The following is a 26,179-nucleotide window of genomic DNA, read 5'->3' on the forward strand; positions in this document are numbered from 1 at the left end:
AAAAAGAGGAAGGAGAAAAATATGAAGAAAGTATTATTATGCTTACTTATTGCTGTTCTTGTTATTCAATATTCTGGAATGACGAATGCAACATTTGCATTGGAAAACCAAACCATTATTAACGAACAAGAAAATGTTACACCACAATTGAAAAACGGAACAGCTATTATTCATGAAGATGATGATTTATCAACTATTAAAGAAATTTTAGCAAAGGCATTAGTTAGTAATTTTGAAGAAATCGATGTTCAAAGCTTACAGTGGGAATATTATTGTACTGGGAAAAATGGATTATTAACAAATGATGCATGGGGATCGATCGAAGGATTTACTTCTCAAAAGAAAGTAGCTTTTGTAACAACAACATATACACATCCATCATTGGCAAATAATAGTGATGGTGATTATCGAATCCGTTTAGCTGGAACAGAAGATGAAGTGATATTAACTAAAAAGATGAATTTGGATTCACAAATTATCTTGAAAAATGATTGTTCCGTTAAACTTGCATATAACGAAGATTTAACTGTTGATTATGAAGCATTAAAAGAAGCTGTTTTTAATACCATCGTTGATTCAACAACTCCAGCTTTAACTTTAGATGATGTAACAATTAGTTATTACGCAACTGCTACAACAGGAGCTATAGGAAGTTTAGGTAAAGCATGGGTTGATCTTGCGGGAGGTAAGGTAAATCTTATAAGCTATCCAGGAATTACTGAGGGAGAACAGCTTATTAAAGTTTCATTTGCGGGAAATGATGAATATGGTTCTGTTAGTGCAGAAGTTAGTGTAAACTTTATTGATCGTAATGAAATGCAGTGGAATTTAAAAGAGGGTCCATATGAAATTGATATGGTATTTAATGATGATCAAAGTTATGATTATTCAGGAATAGAAAAAGCTATCATTAATACTGTTATTGCTTCAACTGATCCTGAATTAAATGAAAGTGATATTAAAGTTGAATATAATGCAAGTGCTACAGGATTAGGTGATAATTATCAGCCTTTAGATAATAAAGATGTGTTAAATTTAAAGAAATTTGGTGCTGGAACATGGCAAATACGATTATCATGGAATGGCAATTTAGATTATAAAGCTGGATCTGTTGTTGTAGAAGTAACCGTAACAGATAATAGACTTGCTAGTAAAATAGTATGTAAAGATGGCGGTTCTTTTACATATAATGTAGATAGCCAGGTAATGAAACAAGATATTTTAAATAATGTGATCGATTGGCAGCAATCAATCTTACCAGAATCAGATACTTTAGATATAGATGATTTTACAATTGAATATTATGGTGAAAATGTTTTAACAGATAATGTTAATGGTGGAGTGAAACAATGGGCACCAATCGAAGGGGGAAAAGTAAATCTTTTAACTTATCCACAAATGGGTGCTGGTGAACAAAAGATTAGAATTTCATATAATGGAAATGGCGATTATCGTCCATCTGAAACTGTGGAAACTACAGTTTCAGTTAATAAAGCTACAGTTAAAGTTACTGTTCATTCAACGAATATTTATGCTGATGAAGTACTTCCTGAAGACTTTATAACAACAAATCCAGTTGATAAATTTGATCAATATCAAATTTATGCTGGTATAACAAGTAATGTAACGACTGCTATCTATTTAAATTTACCAGCTCGTTATACAGATACAACAGTATTAAAGATCTTAGATCCAATCGTTGAAAAAATTTATGGTAAGACATTTACTGAAATTATGAATGATGGAATTACAGTAGGCGAATTACGCCAATTATTAAGTACCCAAGAATTATTAGATTTATTGGATAAATTGAATATTGATACAGGGGTATTTGGACAGGTTTTAGAAGTAATCAATAAATTACCTTCACTTGTTGATTCAGTTAATGTAGCCTTTGGAACCCCAAATAAAGCAGGTTTATATTTAACAACGGTAGTAACTGACAATAAAAACTATGAAACTGGTGTTGGAGTTGGAATGCTGCTTGTTAAAATGCGTGCTTCTGGTATCAAATTGATGTGGAATGAAACAATTGAAAATGGTAAGATGACAGTCGATCAGGCAGCAAACTTTGATTTTAATGCAACACTTACTTATAATGGAGAAGCGTTAAAAGATCAAAGTAACATTCATTATTTATATACTGGTGTGACAAGTAAATTCCGTCTTTATTCAAGTACGACTACACCTCCAACTGAACCAGGAAGATATGTTGTTACTGTTGTAACTTTAGGTGGTAATTATCTAGCTGCACCAATAACAAGAACATTCCAAATTACAAAATAATTATTGTTATAAAATATAATTAAAAGGCGATGATTCGCCTTTTATTATTGTAAATAAAAACTAGGTAATAAAGTATAATTTATATGCTTTAAAAGCATTATAATAATTTAATATAGGTATTAGGTATTGATCGTTTATCATAATATAATATAGATGTCAAAAGAGAAGAAAAGTAAGTGCTATTTTTGAGTCAATTAAAAAATTATCTAGTTTTAATTGTAATAGTCGATTCGAGTAATATTTACTTTTTATCAGTTTCAATAGTATTGGTACTAATCAATTGAAAGATTTATTGGATGATGAATTATTATTAAGAACTGATAAAATGATTTTAAGTGAAAAGCTTATATTATTTCTATTTCTTTTTAAGTACTTTGTAGTATATATCCTTTTTATAGAAATACTATGAAATAAAATTTGAATAAAGTGTTGTGTCTATGTGATGTAGACAGAAATGGAGGAAAGAATGAAAACTTTAGTTGCTTATTTTTCATGTAGTGGTGTAACAAAAAAAGTTGGGCAATCAATTGCAGAGATATTATTAGGAGATCTTTATGAAATCAAGCCAGAGGTTCCGTATAGTTCTGCTGATTTGAATTGGAATGACCCTAACTCACGAAGTAGTCTTGAAATGAAAAACAAAACATCAAGACCTGCAATAATCAAAGATATTGAAAATATGGAACAATATGATGTTATCTTTATAGGCTTTCCAATTTGGTGGTATCTTGCACCAACAATTATTAATACTTTTTTAGAAAGTTATGATTTTAAAGATAAAACAATTGTTCCTTTTGCAACTTCTGGCGGAAGTGGTGCAGGTGAAACAGATAAATATTTGCAAGTTAGTTGTTCGAATGATGTTAATTGGTATCAAACAACGGTCCTTAATGGGTTTTCACAAGGACAATTAACAAAATGGTTAAATGATTTAAATTTATATGAGGAGTGATTTTAATGAGTTTTCAAATGCATATTCCTACCCGTATTTTATTTGGGGCAGGAAAATTAAATGAATTACATCAACAACAAATGCCTGGTAAAAAAGCGTTGGTTGTTATCTCTAACGGAAAATCAACAAGAGACAATGGATATTTAGAAAGAACTTTAGAACAGTTAAAATTGGCACATGTTGATTATATTATTTTTGATCAAATTGAAGCCAATCCCCTTCATACAACAGTTATGAACGGAGCTTCAATGGGAAAAGATAATAAATGTGATTTTGTTGTTGCTTTAGGTGGTGGAAGTGTTTTAGATGCTTCTAAGGCTATTTCTGCGATGATGACAAATGATGGAACATTATGGGATTATATCAATGGTGGAACTGGAAAAGGGAACCCCCTTACTAATGCAGCACTACCAATCGTTGCTATTACCACGACAGCGGGTACAGGCTCTGAAGTGGATCAATGGGGTGTTATCTCTAATTTAGAAACTGATGAAAAAATAGGATTTGGTGGGGATGAATCACTATTTCCTGTCATTGCAGTCGTTGATCCTGAATTGATGGTAACTGTACCACCACAATATACAGCATACCAGGGTTTTGATGCATTATTTCACAGTGTAGAGTGTTATATTTCTAAAATGGCCAATGAAATGAGTGATATGTATGCCCTGAAAGCAGTAGAAAATATTGCCAAGTATTTACCACGAGCTTATCAAAATGGAAATGATCTAGAAGCCAGAAGTCATGTGGCTTTTGCAAATACATTGTCAGGTATCGTTATGGAATTAAGCTGTTGTACAAGTGAACATGCCATGGAGCACGCCATGAGTGCTTATCATCATAATTTACCTCATGGGGCGGGATTGATCATGATCAGTAAGGAATATTATCAATATTTTGTAAACCAGCATGCCTGTGATCAAAGATTTATTGATCTAGCAAAAGCGTTGGGGAAAAAAGATGCAGATGATCCACAAGACTTTGTTGATTTATTAGTTGAATTACAGAAAACTTGTGAGGTTGATCATCTTAAAATGAGTGATTATGGTATAGTATATGATGAAATGGACACTCTTGCAAAAAACGCGAGAGAGACGATGGGTGGTTTGTTTTGTGCTGATCCAATCGAATTGAATCATGAAAATTGTAGAATAATATTTGAAAAAGCATATCGATAACTGTATAAAAAGATTGAAAATAAGATATATTTTCCAATCTTTTTTTCCGTTGCTTAACATTCTTTTGAATGATAGAATAATAGAAATGAGGGGTGATCATGATGGAAATACGGGTTTTAAAATATTTCTTAGCAGTAGCTCGAGAAGGAAATATCACCAAAGCTGCTGAAATTCTGCATATTACACAACCAACGTTAAGCAGGCAGCTGATGCAGTTAGAAGATGAATTAGGTGCTGCTTTATTTGTTAGGGGAAAGAGGAAAATCATATTAACCGAAGCAGGGATGCTTTTAAAAAGACGTGCTGAAGAAATAGTTAGTCTATCTGAAAAAACCGAATTAGAAATTAGTCATCAAGATAATAAGGTTTCAGGTGAAATCGTTTTAGCTTGTGGAATTACCGAAGCAACAAAAACAATGGGGCAATATATTCAAAAATTTAAGAATATTTATCCTGAAGTGACTTTTCATGTGCGAAATGGTAATAGCGATTTTATTATTGAAAATATCGATAAGGGACTTGTTGATATAGGTTTTGTTTTAGAACCAGTTAATTTAGAAAAACTTAATTTTTTAAAAATGAATAAGGTTGAAAGATATGGAATTCTCACAAAGAAAAATTCCTTTTTGGCGCAAAAAGAATATATCATGCCTGAAGATCTAAAAGGCATTTCGCTTATTAATACTTCAAGAAGTGAAACCCAAAATGAATTTAAAAAATGGATGGGCAGCAGCTATGATCAGCTTCATTTTGCAGCTATATCAGAATTAACAACGACGGCGTCTATTTTAGTTTCAAATAACATAGGACATGCTGTTGTTGTAGAAGGCTCAATTAATTATGCGGCTAATCAGGAATTATGTTTTAGACCTTTTTATCCAGAACTCATAACAACATCGCTCATTGTCTGGAAAAAATATCAATCATTTAGCTTTACAGTATCTAAATTTATTGATTTTTTAGCAAAAGAAATCAAAGAGAATAGATAGTTTAAATAAAAAATAACAATGTAATCTTTTTAGGAGAAAACATTGTTATTTTTGTTTTATAATATAATTTCCTGTTTTTATATAAATAATTTGCGAGATTATACCGATTACTGTACCTGTTATAGTTCCAATCAATAATAAATAAGGTAAATAATATAAAAATGTTGATGTGTTAAAGAAAAACATTGCTATTAATAATTGACCTATATTATGAAAAACGCCCCCGATAATAGAAATGGTATAATTTGAAAATAATTTTGTTTGATAAAATAATGCCATCATAGCTAAAGATAATATCCCGCCCGCTAAACTATATAACATCATATAAAGATTAGTAAAAGTTATACCAACAATAAATATCCTAAGCAGCATAACAAAAAAAGCTTCTTTATAACCAAAACAGAATAACATAATTATAGTGGTAATATTTGCAAGACCAATTTTTGTTCCCGGAATACTAAGATGAAAAGGAATCAATGTTTCGATATAACTTAAAATAATTGCAATAGCACAGAATAAGGCTAAATAACACATCCTTTTTACATTAATAGACTTTGACATCTTGATCACCATCCTTGCCATCAATGATTTCAACGATTAACTGATGTGGTAAACAGATAATACTGGCACCTGATTTAGAAATATGTCCCTGTTGTATACAAGTTTTATCAGGACACGTTGCCTTATCCATATATATTTCATTATTTTTAATAATTAAAATATTTCCATCATTGATATTGATTGTTTGATCTTCATTTAAGTCATAAATACCATAATCTTCTTTGTTAACTGTGATTTTAACCAAATGACCATTATCAGATCTGGTTAATAAAAAAAAGCCCATAATTATAATAAAGATGAAAGAAATGACAATAATATCATATTTAAAGGTTTTATTTTTCATTTTTATACTCCATGTTATAATAAGAAATAGGAGGCATACTATGAAAAAGTTAATCACTATTTTATTACTTCTTACTCTTTGTGGCTGTCAGAGTCAGTCTACACCCCTATCAGATAAACGGTTTTGTTTAGATACAATCGTTGAAATCACTTTATACGATTCAAACTCTACTGATATTTTAAATCACTGCTTTGATATTTGCAATGATCTAGAGTTAGTTTTTTCATCAACAAATGAAAAGAGTGAATTATATAAAATCAATCATAGCATTAATAAATTACAAGAACAGATGATTTCAGATGATTTATATGCGGTAATCAAAGAGGGTTTAAAATATAGTGAACTATCAAAAGGACAATTTGATATAACGATTGGGTCTATTTCAGCATTATGGGATTTTAAAAAGGAGCTGCCTGAACTCCCTCAACAAGATATGATTCAAGAAAACTTGCAAAATGTTTCTTATCAAAATATTATATTGACCCCAAATAAGATTACATATCTCAATGAAAATACTATGATTGATTTAGGAGCAATTGCAAAAGGATATATTGCTGATAAGATCGAGGATTATTTATTAAAAGAAAATGTCAATAATGCCATTATTAATTTAGGAGGCAATGTATTGTGTGTGGGAAATAAAAACAATGAGCAGTTTATGGTTGGATTGACAGATCCGCAAGAAATAGATCAATCTATTTTAACTTTAACGATAGATGATTTATCTGTTGTTACTAGTGGCGTATATCAAAGATATTTTGAATTGAATGGTCAAAAATATCATCATATCTTAAATCCCCAAACTGGTTATAGCTATGAAAATGGATTATCATCAGTAACGATCATATCTAAAACATCATTACAAGCAGATACTTTAAGTACTGTATGTTTTTCATTAGGAAAAGAAAAAGGGATAGAACTATTAAATTCAATGGATGATGTTTATGGTTGTTTTATTGATGAAAATAATCAAATCAGCTATTCAAATGGTTTTGAAGAATATATAAGATAAAAAGATGTTCTTGTTTTAGAGTTAGAAAGAATATGGAAGAATTGATTTTATTGATTAATGCAATGATCTCAATGCTTCCTTTTTTGTTTATTTCAATAATGAGTTAAAATTTTATGCTTAAAAAGCATTAAATACATTTATTCTAAGTATTAGACATAATTAATATTAGCATTTAAAATAAAATTAGATAAAGAAAGGGGGTTACTTATTTGTAATGAATATTCAAGATTTAACAAGATGTTATTACATTTTACAGGAGGATATATTTAAATTTAAAAAATTAGGACTATTGGATAATGTATCTACTATTAATGGGCAGATGGAGTTTGATGACGATGATGTTCGTCAAATAATAGAAATGGTTAATTTAATGGAATTGGGTTTGGATGATCAAGGACTGGTGAAATATTACACCAATAAAGATACGCAAACAGACACTTTAAAAAAAGTTCGAGTTTCGATTCTTGAACAATTACATTCGTATCAAAAGAAACTAGATGATATAGATTATATGATTTATGAAAAAGAAAAATTATGGCAAAAGAAGAAAATATGACACAAAAGATTATAAAAATTATTTTAGCTGTTTGTTTTGTATTTACCATAACAGCCTGTCAAGTTCAAGAAGACACGTTAGATAATCATCAGATCGATGCGACAGAAAATAAGACAAAAATACTTATAGCTTATTTTAGTTTATATGGGAATGCTGATTATAATGAAAATACAGATGCTTCAACTTCAGCAAGCATTGTCATTGATAAAAATCAACGTCTAGGGACAACAGAATATGTTGCTAATTTGATTCAAGAAAAAACTGGTGGCGATAAATACTTGATTGAGGTAGATGAAAAATATTCTGATGATTTTCAAGAAGTTATTGATCAAAATCATCGTGAACAAAATCAAGATACCTTACCTCAAATAAGTGAACAGGATATACAAATTGAAGAATACGATATTATCTTTATAGGTTATCCTGTATGGGCGACAGGAATCCCGCAAGTAATTCGCTCGTTTATGGAAAAATATGATCTAAGTGAAAAAACAGTGATTCCATTTTGCAGCCATAATGGATATGGAAGTGGAAACAGTTATGACGAAATTCAGGAATATTCAAAAAGCAAAAATATGTTAGAAGGAATTGCAATTGATTCTCAAGAAATCCTTGAATCTGAAAGTCAAATAGAACAATGGCTTGATGGTCTTGGTTTAAATATCAATGATAATAGTCAATTAAGTATACAAATTGGTGATTATCAATTAGATGGACAATTAAATGATAGTCAAATGGCACAACAATTAAAAACGATGTTACCACTTACTGTTTCAATGGTTCATTATGGCAATAGAGAATTTTATGGCACGATTGATGAAACAATCGAAGTACAAGGTAGTGGACAACTTTCTTTTGAAAATGGTGACATTACTTATTGTCCCACAAATAACTCACTTGCTATTTTCTATAATCAATCAGATAATCCTAATTTAACGATGGAAGTCTATGTTGTAGGAAAAGTAACATCAGATTTAAAAATATTTCATGAACTCTCTTCAAAAGAAGATATAACATTTAATACAAAATAGGAGGATAAATAATGAAAAAGATTTTAATGATTCTTATGGTATTGATGTTGGTCGGATGTCAAAATACCCAAAATGAAGATTCTTCATCATCACAGGATGATACAAAGCAAACTGAAGAAATTACAAGTAACCAAACAGAAAAAGATCAAAAAATTCTTGTTGCCTATTTTTCAAGAGTAGGTAATACTGATTTTCCTAGTGATGTTGATACTTCTTCATCAGCAAGTGTGATCGTAGATGGTGATACACTTGTTGGAAGTACCGAATATATCGCCAATGTTATTGTTGAACAGACAGGTGGAGATAAATTTCTTATTGAGACACAAACAAAATATTCAGCTGATTATGATGAGTTAGTTGATCAACAGCAAGGTGAAAGAAATAAAAACGCACGTCCAGCTTTAGCATCACATGTTAAAGATTTTGATAGTTATGATGTTATCTATTTAGGTTTTCCTAACTGGTGGTATGGGATGCCAATGCCTCTTTATACATTTTTAGAAGAATATGATTTTTCAGGTAAAATAATAATTCCTTTTAATACATCAGGTGGTTCAGGATTTTCTGATGCAATAAGTGAGATAGAGGACTTGTGTCCAAATGCTACGGTTTTAGATGGATATACAACAAGTGGCAGCAGTGTTCAAAATGATCGAGAAGAAATCAGCGAATGGATCAATGAAGTTAGTCAGTAATTTTCTAGATGTTATTTAGTATGAGGAAACGTTGATGAAAAAGAAATTTCTAAAAAGAGATGTGGTATTTAGGTTAGTTGTTTTTACTACAGTTATTATTCAAGGATTTATATTATTAAAATATGATGTGACTTCTTTTGAAAATAAAGAACAGTACGAGTCAGCTTGTGTCTTGAATACTCAAAAAATATCCCAAGCAGAATCTAATATCATATTTGAAAATGAAAGAAATATTTTGATTTTGCATGATGACGCTTGTGGTTTTCTTGAGACTTTTAATTCTATGATACAAGAAAAATAGTATGTGATATTTGTGAAATTAGTTGTACTGAAAACTATCAAATAGAAAATTATGATTTGATATTATTAGGAAATGAAGTAATAGATAATCAACCTAGTGAATCAATGATAAATTTTTTGGAGCAATATGATTTCTCTGGATTAGATGTAGCCCCTTATTGGGTAGGAGGAATGGATCATGATTTATTTGAAAGTACGATTCAATCATATATACAAGGAGCAGATATTTTACCTGGTTTAGGTTTTAGTGGTGATGAAATTTCTGAAACTGAGGAGATTACTTATTTTATTGATGGGTGGTTAACAACAGTATATACATCTACATAAATAGCATATTTTAATTTAAAAGATGAAGAATTTATAATTAATCTTCATCTTTTGTTACATTAAAGATAATTTTAGTGTCTGATTTAACTATGTAAAACTTTTGTAAAGATCTTGTTGCTGATTTTTATGATCAATATTTTTTTATAAATCAAACTATATAAGTTTTTTATAGTTGTGTTGATTTATTTCATTGTGTAAATAAAATTTAAAAAAATTTAAAATAGCCCTTGACCGGTTCTTACAACCGGTTGATACAATTGCATTGTAGTAAAGAAAGGAAATTAAGGAGGTAAATATGGAAAAACAAAAAACACAATTATTTAATAAGATTAATAGTAAATTTATGGCTACTGATCCAGAATTTGTAGATATTATTAAAAACTTTTTACAAGAAGAAGTCCTAAATGCTGGTAATTTATCAGAGAAAGAGAGAATGCTATGCATTTTATCGGTCTTATTAGGCTGTCAAGGAATGGAAGAATATTGTCATATGCTTCATGTAGCATTAGATTCAAATATTGATCCTGTTGCTATTAAAGAAACTGTTTATCAAGCAGCCGCTTATTTAGGTATTGGGAGAGTATCTGATTATTTATTAAAGACGAACGAAATTATGAAAGAATATGGAATTTCTTTACCATTACCAGCTCAAAGTACAACAAATAGAGAATCAAGATTTGAAAAAGGGCTTGCAAAACAAGTAGAATTATTTGGTTTGCAAATGGCTGATAGACAAAAAGATACGGGACCAAGACAAAATATCAATCGTTGGTTAGCTTCTAATTGTTTTGGAGATTACTATACGAGAAATGGACTTAATGACCAAGAAAGAGAAATGATAACCTTTTGTTTTATTTTAGCACAGGGTGGTTGTGAAAATCAGTTAAGAGGACATACTGCGGGAAACTTTGGTGTAGGAAATGATAAAGAAAAACTGTATCAGATTGTTGAACAATGTATGCCCTATATTGGCTATCCTCGATCATTAAATGCGATGGCTGTTATTGATGAAGTAGCTTCAAAATTAAAATAATGGGGATAGTATGATGAAGTATAAAAGAGGAAGGAAAATGATATTAGTTATATTAGGTATTGTTATTTTGGTAATGGGTGGCATCGTTATTTATTGTATGACAGGAAATTCTTTAAATCATGAAACACAAAACATTGTTAAAGGTGAGAAGGATTCAAGATCGATCATTATCTATTTTTCAAGATCAAATGCTTTAGAGTATGATGATGAGATTGACGTTAGCACCCATGCAAGTTTAAATTTAAAAAATAATCACATCGAAGGTAATACAGAAATAGCGGCTAAGATGATTCAAGAAAAGACAGGTGCTGATTTATCCTCAATTCAAGTTTCAAAAAGTTATAGAACCCCATTTCTTGCTACCTCTCTAAGAGCCTGGTTAGAGAAATATTTAAATATTAAACCAAGTTTATTAAATGTGCCAGAAAATTTAGATGATTATGATGTTATTTATTTAGGATATCCTATTTGGTGGTACAAAGAACCCATGGCAGTTGATGCATTTTTGGAAAACTATGATTTAAGTGAAAAAACGATCATTCCATTTTGTACAAGTACAAGTTCATCAATTGATGAAAGTGTTCAATCAATACAAAAAATATGCCCTCATTCTCATGTGCTTGAAGGCTTAAGAATGGAACAGGCAAATGAAAAAGAAATAGATGAATGGTTAAAGAAGATAAATATTGGAGGCTAGAACGATGAATATATTTAATTATGAATTAAAAACAAAAACATATTTTGGTAAAGATGCCGTTAAGAATGATTTGCCTTTTGAATTGGAAAAAGTAGGACATACTGTAATGCTAGCTTATGGTGGTGGTTCGGTAAAGAAAAATGGAATTTATGATGAATTAAGAGAAATTTTAAAAAATGCCGGAAAAGAAGTGATTGATTTTTCAGGTATTATGTCTAATCCAACATATGCAAAAGTGCAAGAAGGCGCTAAACTGGCTAGAGAAAAGAATGTTGATTTTATTTTAGCAGTAGGTGGAGGATCGGTGATTGACTGCTGTAAGATCGTTTCGGCACAGGCAAAATTAAATCAGGATATTTTTGATTATGAGTATGTTGATAAGAAATATCCGACAGATGGTATTAAAATGGGAGCAATTGTTACAGCAAGTGGTACTGGTGCCGAGATGAATGCTGGAGCAGTCATTACACATGAAGAAAAGAAATGGAAAGGACCAATTGTAGGGACACAGGCAGATTTTGCCATACTTGATCCATGGTATACAAAAACTTTACCAATGAAACAAGTGATTTCAGGAGCGTTTGATACATTGAGTCATTGTATGGAAACTTATTTAGGAAGTCCAAGAGTTCCCAATTTATCTGATCAAATCAATGAATCGATTATGCAGGTGGTTATTGAAAATATGAGAAAATTATTGGTTGATAGATATGATATGGAAGCTAGAAGCGAACTCATGTGGGCCTCTGCTATGGCAGAAAATGGTATCTTAAAAATAGGAAAAGTGACAGATTTTCAGGCACATCAGATTGAACATCAGTTAGGTGCTTATACAGACTGTAATCATGGTCAAGGGTTGGCAGTTATTCATCCTGTATTGTATCGTCATATGTATAAAGAAGGCTTAGTACAGTTTGCAAGACTTGCCAGAGTTGTATGGCATGTTAATGATAAAAATAAAACTGAAGAAGAAGTAGCCTTAGCAGGTATTGAATCATTGGCAGATTTCATTAAAGAAATGGGACTTCCTTCAACATTAAAAGAGATGAATATTGATGATGTAGAAATGTTAAGGAAAGTCGCTGATACATGTAATTTAACAGCGGGTTGTGCTAAAAAATTTACCAGAGATGAAATTTTTGAAATTCTTAAAGAATGTTTATAAATAGAATGGTAGAAAATGAAAACATGGTTAATTACAGGCTGCTCATCAAGACTAGCAAGAAGCTTGGCAAAGGAAGTATTAAATAATCCTGTTGTGACAACAAGAAATATAGATAAGATAAAAGATATAATTGAATAATATTCCCAAACAGCTTTAGATGTTACAGATCATGAAAGTATCAACAGTACAATAAAAAAGCTATTGAATACTTTGGTACGATTATCATTTTAGTTAATAATGCTGGATATGGCTATTGTGTCGTAGTAGAAGAAGGCGATATGCAAGATATTTCTACTTTGTTTGAAACAAATGTATGGGGTCTTGTTGCTTTGATAAAGAAAGTTTTATCATCCATGAGAAAACAACATAGAGGCATTATTGTTAATGTTTCTTCTCATGCTTCCATGGAATCTGGTTATAAAAAATGCTTTAGAATCGTTAACAGAAGCATTAAAGAAACCGAGTCTTTAGGCATCAAGGTAATGATTGTAAAACCAGGCGCTTTGAAAACTGATTTTACTGGACGCTCTTTAACACAGTCTTTTATGGTTATTGAAGATTATAAATTAACTACTATGATGAATGGCATATATTAAGTAAAAAAAGAGACTATTAATATATAAGGAAGGATTTGGAAAAATTCTTCTTTTTCGTTAAAAAAGATGATAACAAATTATGAGTCATCATCTTCTTTTTGTATTAAGTTGCTAAAGTACTGCACTTTACCATTTAAAACATTTTCATAAAATTCCTGTTTCCAATGAATAAAGTCAATACTATCGTTTATTTTTTGAATCTTATGCTCTAATTCTCTTAATTTTGCTTCTAATATGACTTGTCTTTCAGGAATAGTTGCTTCACCTTTTAAACATAATTGAAGATATTCTTTCATCTCCATAATACTCATATCACAGTTTTTTAAGCATGATAAACTATTGATCCAGGCTATATCATTTTCATTGAAAATTCGATAGTTATTCTTATCTCTTTTAACATTAGGAACAAGTCCTTCATTACAATAAAATTTTAAAGTGTCATAAGATAATCCAGTTTTTTGGCAGACTTGTTTCATAGTGTACAATTGTTTTTCTTTAGACATTGATTACACCCCCTAAATTTATTTTAAAACATGGGTGTAACTCACAGTCAACAAAAAATATTGTAAAATTTATAAAAAGCATTGACCGTGTGTAACTCCCGACATCTATAATTGTAATGAAATCAATAAAAATGTCAATATCACAAAAAGGAGGATCAAGAAGATGCATAAAAAAGTAATGATAGGAATGATAAGTTTTGTTATTGTCATATTGGCTGGAGCAAGTTTTTATTTTTATTCAAATCGTGACACAGCTTTATCAAAGGAAGAAAAAACGCGAAATGAAGAAACAATAACTGAAGATACCCCATCTACTACTGGCAGTCATAATAAAAAGTCATTAATTGTCTATTTTTCAGTGCCAGAAACAGATGATCCTAATAAGGAAATGACAACAGAGGAAGAAAATAGTGCCATTGTTGTAGAGGGTGAAGTATTAGGAAATACACAATACGCTGCTATGTTAATAGCCGAAAATACTGGTGGAGATTTATATCGTATTGAACCAGAGACACCATATACAACGAATCATGAAGAATTAGTTGCGCTTGCAAGAGAAGAACAAAACGAAGATGCAAGACCAAAAATCAAAACAACAATCGGCAATTTTGATGATTATGATGTGATTTATGTTGGTTATCCAATTTGGTGGAGTGATATGCCACAAATCATGTATACATTTTTTGAGTTGTATGATTTTAGTGGAAAGACAGTGATTCCTTTTTCAACGCATGGAGGAAGTGGATTAGCTGGAACCGTAACAACAATTCAAAATAAATTACGAAGTGCAATAGTCGAAACAAATGCTTTTACGATGTCAAGAGATGATATGGAACAGGCACCAGGAGAAATTCAAGCATGGCTTGACAGTATTGGAAAATAAATAAGGAGATGATAAAAAATGAAAAAGAAAATATTGATGGGGATTATTGTAATTGTGGTAGTGATTGCATGTGGAGTAGGGTATTATTTCTATTTTCATAGAGGCAGCAGTGTTGGTATAGATGACAATATTCAAAATGAAAGCCAAAAAGAAGGGAGTGGCAGTATTGAACTGGATAGCAGTAGGTCTTTAGTTGTTTATTTTTCTGAAACAGGAAATACGCAAAGACTTGCAAAATTGATTTCTGATGAGGTTGGCGGAGATTTTAGAAGAATAGAAACAGTCAAACCTTATCCAACTGGTGATGAACTTTTTGATTATACTGAAAACGAAAGAGACAATGATGAACGACCAGAATTAAAAGATATGAATATCAATCTTGATGATTATGATGTTATTTTTGTCGGTTATCCAATCTGGTGGTATACCTTACCAATGCCATTATATTCATTTTTTGATCAATATGATTTGAGTGGCAAAATCATCGTTCCGTTTAATACTCATGAAGGATCGGGTGATGGTGGAACATATACAACGATTCAAGAATTGGAGCCAAATGCAACAATACTTGATGGTTTAGCTATTCGCGGAGGAGATATGGAATCGAATCAAACAGATACAGTTAGAAGCTGGCTCAATGAATTAGAATTTGATAAAAAATGATTTGACACTAACTATTATTTAGTAAGAAGTACTAGGAGTTATCCAGGTATTTCTTACTAAAATACAATTATCAAGGAGAAATTTATGAAAAAGATGAAGTTGATTCTGATGAGTTTGTTGATGAGCAGTTGTCTTGTTGGGTGTTTACAAAAACAAAGTGTAGATGATGAAATCAACGTGTATGATTATTACTCGGGTCAACAGCGTGAAGAAACAGATAATGATGTCATCTATCTATGGGAAAAAGGAAATATGCCAACCGTAACGAATTACACCGAAAATATAAGAGATTATTTTGATGATTCAGATTTTGAACCATATATGACAATTTATCAAGTATCAGAAGGAACAAAAGTTAAAGGTGCCATGCTTATAAGTCCTGGAGGCGCATTTATATTTCAATCAGAAAACACTGAAGGAAAAAAAGTCGCTGAAGAATTTGCACGATTAGGTTATGTTTTTTTTGTTGTTCATTATCGTGTGCAACCATATACAGAAAGAGAATCAGGAATAGATATTGCAAGAGCTGTTAAAATTGTTCGTTATCATGCTAAGGATTACAGAATAGATGAAAATAAAATAGCGCTTGTAGGGTTCTTGGCTGGTGGTATAGCCAATGGAAGAGCAGTATTAGAGTTTGGTGAAAATGTCAATGGAAAATCATTAGATGATAAGTATGTTCCTAATGAAATAGATAATGTATCTTCAATAGCTAATGCTATAATCATGGGGTATTCATTTTATGGAAAGTTATCTTTTGCAGATTTAAATGAAAGTATGTTCAAAAATTTTGATTTACTACCAACATATTATGTATATGGAACAAAAGATCCATTTTATAATCAGTTTGAATCTCAAGTTGATTTATTGCATCAATTAAACAAAAACATTGAATTACAGGTATTAGACAATTATCCTCATGGCTTTGGAATTCGTGGAAAATGGGCTGAAAATGTAAATCAATGGTATAAATAGTAAAAGGAGAGAAGATGTATGAAAGATTTTCAATTAAGAAATGATACAAAACTATTATTTCGCAACGATCCAGTAACAGATTTAAAAACGTATACGGCTCAAAAAAGAACTTTATTTGTTTATGGTGGGGGTTCTGTAAAAAAGAATGGCTGTTACGATGATGTTAAAACAGCTGTAGAAAGTGCGGGAGGTTTATTTTTTGAACTTGCAAATGCTTCACGAGAATTAGCTGTTATTGAAAAAGGAATCCAGCTTGTTAAAGAAAATGATATAGAACTAATTATTGGTGCAGGCGGTGCTAATATTATGGACTGTGCAAAGCTGATTGCTTTTGGCAGTTATCATGCTGATGATTTATGGGATTATATAAAAGGGGAAAAGAATCCTTATGGACTTATAAAATTACCGCTTATTTTAATGCCGACTTATCCTTCTAGTGGGTCAGAATATGGTTTGGGAGCAGTATCAGCTGATGCAAGAACTGGTGATTTTGGGACTGCTTATGGAATTGCGGCAGATGTTGCTATTCTTGTCCCAAAATATTCAATGTCACTTGATAAAGAGATGACCGCTTATACAGGATTAGTGACATTAGTGCAGTTATCAGCTTCGACTATTGGTGATCATAATCCAGTTTCTTATGATATTGGTATTTCTGTCATAAAAAATGTTTTAGCAGCAACGAAAAAACTTAAAGAGAATCCTTATGATGAAGATGCCCGCGGTATTATTCTTTATGGGGCATCGGTTTCAACTTCAGGACGTTTAGGTCTTGGCAAAGAGGAAAATTATGCATATGACATTTATGAACTAGAATTCATTCCTGAGGTTTTATTTGAAGCTACTTATCGAAAAAGCTTAACGACATTATTCCCACGCTTTTTAGAAACAATGGCAAAATATCATCATGAAGACATTGTTCGTTATTTTTCTGATGTATTTGATTATCAAGGAACTGTAGAAGAATCTGCCTGGCAAATGGTAAAACTATTCGAAAGTCTTGGTATTGACATGTATTTTGATGGAAAAATTTCTATAGATGAAATTAAGAAAATTGATATAGAGACTATATTTTCTGTAAATGAAATTGCAAAAATCGTTAATGAATATCTTCATTAAATAAAAAGTGAGTTAATAACTATGAAAAAATATAGACTTTTAATGAAATTGTTTATTATGAGTTTACTGTTAATGGGATGTCGTTCTAACATGATAGAAAGTCCTGATAATAAATCACAGGAAGCAAATGGTTATAGAGTGAATGATGATGCTGTGACAAAAGCAATATTTCCAAAAGAACTTATGCAAATACCTGAGGAATATTTTCAGGTGTCAGAGTATCAAGGAACACTTGTTGAATTAAAATACGATACATATGAATCAATGACGTATGAAAAACATGAACAAGTGTTGCATAAAAGAGCAGTTGTTTATTTACCTTATGGTTATACTGAAGAAAAAACATATAATGTTTTTTACTTGATGCATGGTGGGTGGAGTGACGAAACAACATATCTAGGAACTCCTGATCAGCCTGCTGAATTTAAAAACATTTTAGATAATGCAATGGCAAATAAAAAAATCCAGCCTATGATCGTGGTATGTCCGACATACAATAATACAAGTTCAGATGACAGCAGTGATTATAGTTTAGCACTTCGTTTAACAGAAAATTATCATAGAGAATTAATAAATGATTTAATTCCAGCAGTTGAAAGTACGTATAGTACCTTTGCAAAAACTATAGATGAAGAAGGAATTCGCCTATCAAGAGATCATCGAGCTTTTGCTGGATTTTCGATGGGTTCAGTAGCAACATGGAGAACTTTTCAATATTGCTTGGAAGATTTTCGTTATTTTATGCCTTCTAGTGGGAGTTTGACATCTGATGGGGAATATATGGCTGATATTGTAAGAAATTCAGGATATAGTGAAAATGATTTTTTCATTTTTGCGGCATCAGGAACAGATGATTTTGCATATTCTTCTTTTAAGAGCCAAATAGAAGCAATGTTAGAAGTAGATGATGGTACTTTTCGATATGCTGATAATGAAGCTGATGGGAATTTATATTATTTATGGCAGGAAGATGGCGTTCATAGTGGAGAATATGCTTTAGAATATTTCTTTAATGGACTTTGTTGGCTATGGCAGTAATTACTATATGTTTGTTAAAAAATTGTAACTTTTTAATAAAATATTTGCCATTAAATTGTTGTTAAAAGTCTATTTTGAAATTCAAATTTTATCTCTGTTCATTTAACAAATATATATTAATTTATGTTAATAAATATGAGGTTCTTTAAGCGATTTATGATTTAGTATCAACTTGATAGATTTGATTCATCATTCTCATTGATACAGTTTAAATACCTTTTAATCGTCTATTTTATTATGCATTATAGTTATAATATAATAAACAATTGATATTGTACTTTTTTTGATTGCCTTTATAAAATAAAGATATAAAGAAAGATGAATGGGAGGTAAAAATGATAAAAAAATACAAGAAATCTAGGATGCAATGATTGTTATGTTTTAAAGAAAAGCACTGATTTAAAAGCTTTATTTGTTCATATAAGATTCATTTTAACACGTATGAAGAAATAGATATCATCAAAGTAGGAAGGATCATTTATAAACATATTGCATTTGAAGATAGCAGGTGTTGACATAACGACGGTTGTTTTTACAAAACTCAAATCAACTGCTATTGTTGAAGGAAATGAAGTCGTTGATCCTTTGTCGTAACAGAAGTATATACAAAAATCAATTATTAGGAGGACATAAACATGAGAAAAAATTTTGGTGCAAAACCATATATTTATCCACAACCAGTATTTATTATTGGTTCATATGATGAAAATGGAGTGGCAGATGCAATGAATGCTGCTTGGGGAAGTATTGCTGATTATGAAACGATTGCTTTATATTTAAGTGCAGGGCATAAAACTGTAAAGAATATTTTAAATAAAAAAGCTTTTACAGTTAGTATGGCTACAGAAGATGAAATGACAGCAAGTGACTATGTGGGTATCGTTTCAGCCAACACGGTACCTAATAAATTAGAAAAAACAAAGTGGCATATATCAAAGAGTGAAACCATTGATGCTCCTATTTTTGAGGAACTGCCAATGACATTAGAATGCCAGCTAGAAAGTTATGATGAAAAAACACATCTATTATTAGGAAAGATTATTAATGTGAGTGCTGATGAGAGAATATTAGATGAAAATGATGAAATCGATCCAACAAAATTAAAACCTATTATCTTTGATGCAGTTCATAATACTTATCTAAAGATCGGAAAGCAAGTAGGACATGCTTTTAAAGATGGTCAAATATTGAAATAGAAATATTTATAAACAGTTATTTTAGAAAAGAGATGTGAGGTTATGAAGAAAAAGAGAATTTTAGATATTGTCATGTTTATTTTATTATTCTTTTTGATGGGATATTAAAAGACAGGTGAATTGATTCATATCGTATTAGGTATGATTATATTTATTTTGCATCATATTTTTAATGGGAAGTGGTATAAAACTATATTTCATGGTAAATATTCAGTCATCAAAATGATATATATAGTGATCGATTTTCTTTTATTGATAAATGTGATCATATTGGTATTAAGTGGCATTTCCATGTTAGAAATTCTTCCTTTTAGATTCATGCCTCTTTCTCTAGCAAGATTGTTACACATGGTTTTAGCAAATTGGGGTTTTATCTTAATGGCTATTCATTTAGGATTGCATAGTCAAACCATTATTAAACCAATAAAGAAAAATTTGAAAATAGTTCAAGTATGACATTCATTACTGTTCCTTATTGTATCGCTGCACTTGGTATTATAATGTTTATTAAAAATCAGTTTATTTCTGTTAACTCGATTTGCATATTTTGATGAGAATACAGGTATGTTTCGATTGATCATAGAGTATTTATTAATATCTACTTTGTTTGTAATATTGACACATATAGTTATAAGGTTTATTCAAAATCATTTGAAAAGAAAGTAGGAAATGTTATATGAAAAAGAAAACGATAAAATTTTTGAAAAAAGATTTATTATTTAAAATGATTATAATAGTTTTATTTGGTTTACATATTATGGTTTTATTACAAAATGATGTTATATCTTTAAATAATGATCAAAATTATAAAATAGATACCGTCTCTCATAATGATTCTGTCAATAATGATATTGTTGATGAAGATAAAAATATACTTTTTTATGATGTTGGATTACTTTTTTCACTAAATAATTGGATAATCAACAGTATCTTATTATAATCAAAAAGAAATCTTATCAATTACAGATCTACTTGATGAAATAGAAAATGAGACATTATTTCACTACTATCTCAAACAAGTGCATTGATTTTAACTATTGTATTATAAAAAATGTTAGGCTAGTACTACTAAAGAAATATCTGAAATATTAGAAATAACTTCATTTATTTATTGTTTAAAAAATACTGTAAATGATAAAAAATTAGTGTAGTAATGGTCTATAAAGTAAAAAGGCAAAAAGATACTTTAATATGAGTACTTTGACAACTGAATAATAGCGGATACGTTCCTGTTAAGTGAGTTTTTTTAACAAATAAGCCGGTTATCTAATAGGGAAATAAAATATTGAGTTATAAAAATAGATTAGCATTTTTTTGACAAAGATACTTAATAATAATAATGATATTTCGTCCAAATGGTAAAACTTATATGAGAGTTTTGCTAGAGTTTGTTTGATATTAGTTCTTGTTTTTTGGATAAATGGAAAATTAAAAATAAATATTTAGTTATATATAATAATTTTTTGAAATGTTACAAACTCTTTCATCTGTAACTTGTTTTTAATTTCACATGAATGATAAAATATAATCAACATAAAACAAAGGAGATTATAAAATATGGCTAACAGATTTGTATTAAATGAAACAAGTTATCATGGAAAAGGAGCAATCGAAGCTATTGTTACTGAAGCAAAAGCAAGAGGTTTTCAAAAAGCTTTAGTTTGTTCAGATCCAGATTTAATTAAATTTGGAGTAACTCAAAAAGTGACAGATTTATTAGATGAAGCAGGATTGGCTTATGAAGTGTATTCAGAAATCAAACCAAATCCAACTATTGAAAATGTTCAACATGGTGTGAAAGCATTACATGATGCTGGTGCTGATTATATTATTGCGATTGGTGGAGGATCATCAATGGATACTGCTAAAGCAATAGGTATTATTGATCGAAACCCTGAATTTGAGGATGTCAGAAGTCTTGAGGGTGTTGCAGATACTAAAAATCCTTGTACACCAATTTTTGCAGTTCCTTCGACTGCCGGAACTGCAGCTGAGGTTACTATAAATTATGTTATTACTGATGCTGAAAAGAATAGAAAAATGGTATGTGTAGATGTACATGATATTCCAGTTGTTGCATTTGTTGATCCAGATATGATGTCAACGATGCCTAAAGGTTTAACGGCAGCGACTGGTATGGATGCATTAACTCATGCAATTGAAGGTTATATTACTAAAGGTGCTTGGGAAATGAGCGATATGTTCCATATCAAAGCAATTGAAATTATTTCTAAATCATTAAGAGGTGCAGTTGATAATACACCAGAAGGTAGAGAAGGTATGGCTTTAGGACAATATGTTGCTGGTATGGGATTCTCTAACGTAGGTTTAGGATTAGTTCACTCAATGGCTCACCCACTTGGAGCTTTATATGATACTCCTCATGGTGTTGCTAATGCTATTATTTTACCAACAGTTATGGAATATAACGCAGAATATACTGGAGAAAAATATAAAGATATTGCTGAAGCAATGGGTGTAGATACAACTGGTATGACTCAAGAAGAATACAGAAAAGCAGCTATAAATGCAGTTAAACAATTATCAATTGATGTTGGAATTCCAGCTGACTTAAAAGAAATTGTAAAAGCTGAGGATCTAGATTTCTTAAGTGAATCAGCATTAGCTGATGCCTGCTGTCCAGGTAATCCAAGAGATACAAATATTGAGGAAATCAAAAAATTGTATGAATCTTTACTATAATAATTAAGATATTGCTGAATAGATTTAAATCTATTCAGTTTTTTTAATAAAATATAATATTTTTGTTAACTTAAAGTTAATAAAAAAATATTATTATCTATTTGGGATAACAGATTTAAAGAGATGATGTATAAATTTTAAAAATCTTTCATAAAATAAATGTGATTAGGTTATTGTCAATAATAATAATTATGATATAATTTAAATGTTTATTATGGGTTTTTTAATTAAATAGAAAAAGGAGGATAGCTCATGGAAAGTATTAGCGAACATGTAAAAAGAGAGCGTGAAGCTAGAGGAATTACGTTAGAGGAATTAGCTAAAGGAACATTTATTTCTGTAGCTGTCTTGAAAGATATAGAATCAGGAGCATTTGATAAGTATAAAGGCGATGAATTGTATTTAAAGATGTATTTGAGAAAAATTGCCAAGTATTTAGGAATGGAAGAAAAAGAGTTGGATGCTGAGTTTGAAGCATTGACTCAAGAGATACAATTAGAACAAATAAATCAAAATAAAAGAAAAAAACGATCTGATGAAGAAAATAAAAAAAATGTAACTATTTCTGGGAAAGTAAGTGATACATTTAAGGATTTAAAGGGTGTTAAACCTAAAAAACCAGTTCCCAATAAAAGAGTCTATGAAGATCGTTATTTGATGAGATATTTTAAATATGCTTTGGTTGTTTTGGTTTGTGTAGCGATTATTTTCGTTGTTTGGTATTCGATTGTTGCAAGTAAATCACCTAGTGATAACAATGGTTTTAAAGAAAATAATACGCCGACTGTTGAGGGAAATAATGAAAGTGGTACTCAAGATACAGATGATTCTAATGATACAAAAGATAACGAAGATGATAAAAATGATGATAAGAAAGATGATGGGCAAACAACAGCTAATAGTGTGGAAATAACTAAGAATGGAAAATTGGATTATAGTTTTAAATTAGCTGATGGAGAAGAAAAAATTAAATTTAAGGCTGAATTTGTGGGGCGTACATGGTGTCAATTAAAAGTAAATGGGACAGAGTATGAGGGATTCAAGAGCGGAATTTATAATGATGCTAATAAAAGTAATTCGTTAGATGCAACTCCTGACACTATCGAATTAGAATTCGATGCAGAAACTTTTGAAAACTTAGATTTAAGAATTGGATATTTCATGGGACATCGTTTTTATATCAATGATGAATTATTAGAAATTGATCCAAGTGAATATAACGGGGGTAGTGAGACCCTTAAGATAACGCAGGTGAAATAATGAATTTACCTAATAAATTGACGATTACAAGAGTGCTGTTAGTACCGTTATTAATTTTGATATATATGTTTCCTTATGATGTGGCAGGAATTAATGTTCCTGTCTATCATATCTTACAAACAGATATCGCCCTGACAAATATCATTATATTGATCATTTTTATAATTGCTTCAATCACTGATTATTTTGATGGACAAATAGCCAGAAAAAATAAATTAATTACTACTTTTGGTAAATTTGCCGATCCAATCGCTGATAAGTTATTAATCAATACAATTTTTTTACTGTTAGCAAGTGATGGTACAATTAACATTATTATCCCAATAATCATGATATCTCGTGATACGATAGTTGACGCTATTAAAATGTCTGCAGCTAGTAAACAAGTAGTGGTTGCAGCTAGTAAATTAGGAAAATTAAAAACAGTCAGTCAAATGATTGCTTTAGGTTTTTTATTAGTAAATAATTTTCCTTTTTCTGCATTGAGAGTTGATATTGCTGCAATTTTAGCATGGGTAGCAACAATTATATCAGTAATCAGTGGAATCGATTATTTTATTAAAAATCAAGAAATGCTTACGGAGACAATGTGATGGATGAATTAGCTAAAGCATTAATAAAATATAATATTAGTATATCTAGTGTAGAAAGTTTTACAGTAGGTAATTTTGCTGCAATGCTAGGAAGTATTCCTGGCATTTCTAAGGTTTATAAAGGAAGTTTAGTAACTTATCAAAATAAAACAAAAGAAAGATTATTAGGAATATCTCATGAAGTAATCGAAAAATATGGTGTAGTAAGTAAAGAGATAGCTTCTTTAATGTGCATTAATGGGAAGCAAATATTGGATAGTGATATATGTGTGTCTTTTACTGGTAATGCTGGACCAGATGCGATGGAAGGGAAACCGGTTGGTCTAGTATATATTGGTATTTTATACGAAGGTGTTAATATTTACGAATTAAAGTTAAAAGGTACGCGTGAAGAAATTCAGCAACAGGCAATTGATTTTGTAGTTAGAAAATTAATTGAAAAAATTAAAGTAAATTAATAATTTAGAAAGTATATAATAGTAGGAGGGTAAGTAAATGGCAGAGGCAAAGACAAAAGAAAATAAAGAAGAAGCTAAAAAAGCACAAGCATTAGATGATGCTATTAAACAAATTGAAAAAAAATATGGAAAAGGTTCTGTAATGAAGCTAGGTGATCGTGCTGCTGTTAGTGTTGATGTAATTCCTACAGGATCTTTAACTCTTGATTTGGCGCTAGGAATCGGTGGATATCCTAAAGGACGCATAATCGAAATCTATGGACCCGAATCAAGTGGGAAAACAACTTTAACTCTTCATGCTATAGCTGAATGTCAAAAACAAGGTGGACGGGCAGCGTTTATTGATGCTGAACATGCTATCGATCCTGTTTATGCACAAAGTTTAGGTGTTAATATTGATGAATTAATTTTATCACAGCCAGATTCTGGTGAACAGGGCTTGGAAATTGCGGAAACGTTGGTTCGTTCTGGTGCAATTGATTTAGTTGTTGTAGATTCTGTGGCAGCATTAGTTCCCCAAGTTGAGTTAGATGGTGAAATGGGTGATGCACAAATGGGGCTACAGGCACGTTTGATGTCTAAAGCATTGAGAAAAATTGCAGCCGAATTAAATAAATCTGAATGTACAATAATTTTTATTAATCAGTTAAGAGAAAAAATTGGTGTTATGTTTGGTAATCCTGAGACGACAACAGGTGGTAGAGCTTTGAAGTTTTATTCTTCAGTTAGGATAGAAATTCGTCGTAGTGAAGCAATCAAACAAGGAACAGATATTGTTGGAAATAAGACTAATATCAAAGTAGTAAAAAATAAAGTAGCACCACCTTTTAAATCTACTCAAGTAGATATTATCTATGGTAAAGGAATTTCACGTGATGGCGAAGTACTTGATTTAGCAGTAGAAAAAGACATTGTTGAAAAAAGTGGTGCATGGTATGCATATAAAGGTGACAAGATTGGTCAAGGACGTGAAAATGCTAAAAATTTCTTAAACACACACCCAGAAATCATGGAAGAAATTACACAAACTATTATTAAATCTTTAGAACAGGCATAAAAAAATTAAG

At 30.5% G+C, this 26,179-nt stretch carries 29 protein-coding genes and 1 pseudogene; 27 read left to right on the forward strand and 3 right to left on the reverse strand.

Features of this window, described 5'->3' with window-relative positions:
• The first annotated feature begins 21 nt into the window (after positions 1-21).
• From OC535_RS12160 to OC535_RS12175, 4 genes are all read left to right on the forward strand, one after another.
• Positions 22-2,286 (forward strand): hypothetical protein, encoded by a 2,265-nt coding sequence (locus OC535_RS12160; RefSeq protein ID WP_498823934.1) that lies wholly within the window; start codon positions 22-24, stop codon positions 2,284-2,286.
• A 466-nt stretch (positions 2,287-2,752) separates the two neighbouring features.
• On the forward strand, positions 2,753-3,238 hold the full coding sequence (locus OC535_RS12165) for a flavodoxin (protein ID WP_227051959.1): 486 nt from the start codon (positions 2,753-2,755) through the stop codon (positions 3,236-3,238).
• Positions 3,239-3,243: 5 nt separating this feature from the next.
• A complete protein-coding gene (locus tag OC535_RS12170) occupies positions 3,244-4,416 on the forward strand; it encodes an iron-containing alcohol dehydrogenase (protein ID WP_498823935.1) in 1,173 nt (390 codons plus the stop codon).
• Between the two features lie 101 nt (positions 4,417-4,517).
• Positions 4,518-5,405, forward strand: a complete 888-nt coding sequence (locus OC535_RS12175) for a LysR family transcriptional regulator (protein ID WP_227051957.1) — start codon at positions 4,518-4,520, stop codon at positions 5,403-5,405.
• Positions 5,406-5,450: 45 nt separating this feature from the next.
• On the opposite strand, the gene OC535_RS12180 is transcribed toward OC535_RS12175, so the two are convergent.
• Together OC535_RS12180 and OC535_RS12185 are read right to left on the reverse strand one after the other, a co-directional pair.
• Entirely contained in the window at positions 5,451-5,966 is a 516-nt protein-coding gene (locus tag OC535_RS12180; RefSeq protein WP_498823936.1) for a Gx transporter family protein, read from the reverse strand.
• Positions 5,950-6,309, reverse strand: coding sequence for a NusG domain II-containing protein (locus OC535_RS12185; RefSeq protein WP_024721474.1), 360 nt, complete (start codon positions 6,307-6,309; stop codon positions 5,950-5,952). The genes OC535_RS12180 and OC535_RS12185 overlap by 17 nt, the downstream gene beginning before the upstream one ends.
• A 40-nt stretch (positions 6,310-6,349) precedes the next feature.
• Between OC535_RS12185 and OC535_RS12190 the strand changes: the two genes are divergently transcribed.
• The 11 genes and pseudogenes from OC535_RS12190 to OC535_RS12240 form a co-directional block, all read left to right on the forward strand.
• Positions 6,350-7,321, forward strand: coding sequence for an FAD:protein FMN transferase (locus OC535_RS12190; protein WP_498823937.1), 972 nt, complete (start codon positions 6,350-6,352; stop codon positions 7,319-7,321).
• A 214-nt stretch (positions 7,322-7,535) separates the two neighbouring features.
• Positions 7,536-7,877, forward strand: coding sequence for a hypothetical protein (locus tag OC535_RS12195; RefSeq protein WP_498823938.1), 342 nt, complete (start codon positions 7,536-7,538; stop codon positions 7,875-7,877).
• Positions 7,856-8,908: a flavodoxin gene (locus tag OC535_RS12200; RefSeq protein ID WP_498823939.1), complete on the forward strand. Its 1,053-nt coding sequence runs from the start codon at positions 7,856-7,858 to the stop codon at positions 8,906-8,908. The genes OC535_RS12195 and OC535_RS12200 overlap by 22 nt, the downstream gene beginning before the upstream one ends.
• Positions 8,909-8,919: 11 nt before the next feature.
• Entirely contained in the window at positions 8,920-9,603 is a 684-nt protein-coding gene (locus OC535_RS12205) for a flavodoxin (RefSeq protein WP_227051951.1), read from the forward strand.
• A gap of 34 nt (positions 9,604-9,637) precedes the next feature.
• Positions 9,638-9,904: a hypothetical protein gene (locus OC535_RS12210; RefSeq protein WP_498823940.1), complete on the forward strand. Its 267-nt coding sequence runs from the start codon at positions 9,638-9,640 to the stop codon at positions 9,902-9,904.
• Positions 9,905-9,960: 56 nt separating this feature from the next.
• Positions 9,961-10,230: a hypothetical protein gene (locus tag OC535_RS12215; RefSeq protein WP_498823941.1), complete on the forward strand. Its 270-nt coding sequence runs from the start codon at positions 9,961-9,963 to the stop codon at positions 10,228-10,230.
• Positions 10,231-10,525: 295 nt separating this feature from the next.
• Positions 10,526-11,263 (forward strand): carboxymuconolactone decarboxylase family protein, encoded by a 738-nt coding sequence (locus OC535_RS12220; RefSeq protein ID WP_498823942.1) that lies wholly within the window; start codon positions 10,526-10,528, stop codon positions 11,261-11,263.
• 37 nt (positions 11,264-11,300) lie between these two features.
• The gene (locus OC535_RS12225; protein WP_498823943.1) at positions 11,301-11,960 is read left to right on the forward strand and encodes a flavodoxin; all 660 of its coding nucleotides are present in this window, start codon (positions 11,301-11,303) and stop codon (positions 11,958-11,960) included.
• Between the two features lie 4 nt (positions 11,961-11,964).
• Entirely contained in the window at positions 11,965-13,125 is a 1,161-nt protein-coding gene (locus OC535_RS12230) for an iron-containing alcohol dehydrogenase (protein ID WP_498823944.1), read from the forward strand.
• A gap of 15 nt (positions 13,126-13,140) precedes the next feature.
• The gene (locus OC535_RS12235) at positions 13,141-13,263 is read left to right on the forward strand and encodes a hypothetical protein (protein ID WP_498823945.1); all 123 of its coding nucleotides are present in this window, start codon (positions 13,141-13,143) and stop codon (positions 13,261-13,263) included.
• A gap of 53 nt (positions 13,264-13,316) precedes the next feature.
• A pseudogene (locus OC535_RS12240) lies at positions 13,317-13,721 on the forward strand (SDR family NAD(P)-dependent oxidoreductase); the annotation flags it as partial.
• Between the two features lie 77 nt (positions 13,722-13,798).
• Here the strand turns inward: OC535_RS12240 and OC535_RS12245 are convergent.
• On the reverse strand, positions 13,799-14,224 hold the full coding sequence (locus OC535_RS12245) for a MerR family transcriptional regulator (RefSeq protein ID WP_034595445.1): 426 nt from the start codon (positions 14,222-14,224) through the stop codon (positions 13,799-13,801).
• 163 nt (positions 14,225-14,387) lie between these two features.
• On the opposite strand from OC535_RS12245, the gene OC535_RS12250 reads away from it, so the two are divergent.
• From OC535_RS12250 to recA, 12 genes are all read left to right on the forward strand, one after another.
• Positions 14,388-15,107: a flavodoxin gene (locus OC535_RS12250; protein WP_498823946.1), complete on the forward strand. Its 720-nt coding sequence runs from the start codon at positions 14,388-14,390 to the stop codon at positions 15,105-15,107.
• Positions 15,108-15,125: 18 nt separating this feature from the next.
• A complete protein-coding gene (locus tag OC535_RS12255) occupies positions 15,126-15,770 on the forward strand; it encodes a flavodoxin (RefSeq protein ID WP_498823947.1) in 645 nt (214 codons plus the stop codon).
• 84 nt (positions 15,771-15,854) lie between these two features.
• Entirely contained in the window at positions 15,855-16,745 is an 891-nt protein-coding gene (locus OC535_RS12260; RefSeq protein WP_498823948.1) for an alpha/beta hydrolase, read from the forward strand.
• A gap of 18 nt (positions 16,746-16,763) precedes the next feature.
• Positions 16,764-17,864, forward strand: a complete 1,101-nt coding sequence (locus tag OC535_RS12265; RefSeq protein WP_498823949.1) for an iron-containing alcohol dehydrogenase — start codon at positions 16,764-16,766, stop codon at positions 17,862-17,864.
• Between the two features lie 21 nt (positions 17,865-17,885).
• Positions 17,886-18,902 (forward strand): alpha/beta hydrolase, encoded by a 1,017-nt coding sequence (locus OC535_RS12270; protein WP_227051918.1) that lies wholly within the window; start codon positions 17,886-17,888, stop codon positions 18,900-18,902.
• Between the two features lie 635 nt (positions 18,903-19,537).
• A complete protein-coding gene (locus OC535_RS12275) occupies positions 19,538-20,098 on the forward strand; it encodes a flavin reductase family protein (protein ID WP_227051916.1) in 561 nt (186 codons plus the stop codon).
• 676 nt (positions 20,099-20,774) lie between these two features.
• Positions 20,775-21,038, forward strand: a complete 264-nt coding sequence (locus OC535_RS12280; RefSeq protein ID WP_024721447.1) for a hypothetical protein — start codon at positions 20,775-20,777, stop codon at positions 21,036-21,038.
• A gap of 617 nt (positions 21,039-21,655) precedes the next feature.
• Positions 21,656-22,801 carry a lactaldehyde reductase gene (gene fucO, locus OC535_RS12285; protein ID WP_024721446.1) on the forward strand — a complete coding sequence of 382 codons (1,146 nt, stop codon included), beginning with the start codon at positions 21,656-21,658 and terminating at the stop codon, positions 22,799-22,801.
• Positions 22,802-23,053: 252 nt separating this feature from the next.
• Complete coding sequence (locus tag OC535_RS12290; protein ID WP_024721445.1) at positions 23,054-24,061, forward strand: helix-turn-helix domain-containing protein; 1,008 nt, start codon at positions 23,054-23,056, stop codon at positions 24,059-24,061.
• Positions 24,061-24,654, forward strand: coding sequence for a CDP-diacylglycerol--glycerol-3-phosphate 3-phosphatidyltransferase (pgsA, locus tag OC535_RS12295; RefSeq protein WP_024721444.1), 594 nt, complete (start codon positions 24,061-24,063; stop codon positions 24,652-24,654). The genes OC535_RS12290 and pgsA overlap by 1 nt, the downstream gene beginning before the upstream one ends.
• Positions 24,654-25,112: a CinA family protein gene (locus OC535_RS12300; RefSeq protein ID WP_024721443.1), complete on the forward strand. Its 459-nt coding sequence runs from the start codon at positions 24,654-24,656 to the stop codon at positions 25,110-25,112. Before pgsA ends, OC535_RS12300 begins: the two co-directional genes overlap by 1 nt.
• 37 nt (positions 25,113-25,149) lie before the next feature.
• The gene (gene recA, locus OC535_RS12305; RefSeq protein ID WP_227051912.1) at positions 25,150-26,169 is read left to right on the forward strand and encodes a recombinase RecA; all 1,020 of its coding nucleotides are present in this window, start codon (positions 25,150-25,152) and stop codon (positions 26,167-26,169) included.
• The last annotated feature ends 10 nt before the right edge of the window (positions 26,170-26,179 follow it).

This window comes from Clostridium sp. Marseille-Q5894 (assembly GCF_946902305.1).
Classification (GTDB): domain Bacteria; phylum Bacillota_I; class Bacilli_A; order Erysipelotrichales; family Coprobacillaceae; genus Thomasclavelia.